The sequence below is a fragment of the Burkholderia sp. Bp9004 genome, assembly GCF_003858025.1.
Lineage (GTDB): Bacteria > Pseudomonadota > Gammaproteobacteria > Burkholderiales > Burkholderiaceae > Burkholderia > Burkholderia diffusa.
On sequence record NZ_QTQD01000089.1, the window covers coordinates 1 to 578 of the forward strand.

1 protein-coding gene and 1 pseudogene are annotated in these 578 nt (G+C 55.9%); one reads left to right on the forward strand and one right to left on the reverse strand.

Annotated elements, in window-relative coordinates:
• Positions 1-74 precede the first annotated feature (74 nt).
• Positions 75-191, reverse strand: a pseudogene (locus tag DIE08_RS35280) (transposase); the annotation flags it as partial.
• Between the two features lie 196 nt (positions 192-387).
• Here DIE08_RS35280 and DIE08_RS35285 point away from each other — a divergent pair.
• Positions 388-578: transposase (locus DIE08_RS35285; RefSeq protein WP_148096083.1), on the forward strand; the 191-nt coding region annotated here is incomplete at its 3' end.

Consider the following 578-nt stretch of genomic DNA (forward strand, 5'->3'; position numbering starts at 1 on the left):
GACGCCGGATATATGTACGCAATCGACTTCCGTGTCCGTCAACTTCCGTTTGCTATTGGGAGCAGTCCATATATGTAAAACGTCGCGTCGCTGATCCCCATCTTGCGGCAGACCTCCGCGACCGGCGTGCCCAGCTCGGCCTGCTTCAACGCGTATGCGATCTGCTCTTCGGTGAACCTGCTCTTCTTCACGGCATGACCTCCTGGTCTTGATGACAACGTCATGCTGGAATTTTCCACTTTCAAATGGGACAGTTTTGTGGGCTAGGGTCAAAACGCGCCTCTCCAAGGTGACCTGGCTTACTTCGTACGTCCAGTTGGCGATGGTGACCTGCTCCCCGCGTTTAGTACGGTGACGGTGTAGAGTCCGTTCCAGAGAGGAACGGCAATGAAAAAGCGATTCACCGAAGAGCAAATCATCGGCATCTTGAAGGAAGCCGAGGCTGGCCTGAAGCCGGCGGAGCTGTGCCGCAAGCACGGCATCTCGGAAGCGACCTACTACAACTGGAAAGCGAAGTTCGGCGGGATGACGGTCTCCGAAGCGCAGCGCCTGAAGGAACTGGAGCAGGAGAACAACAA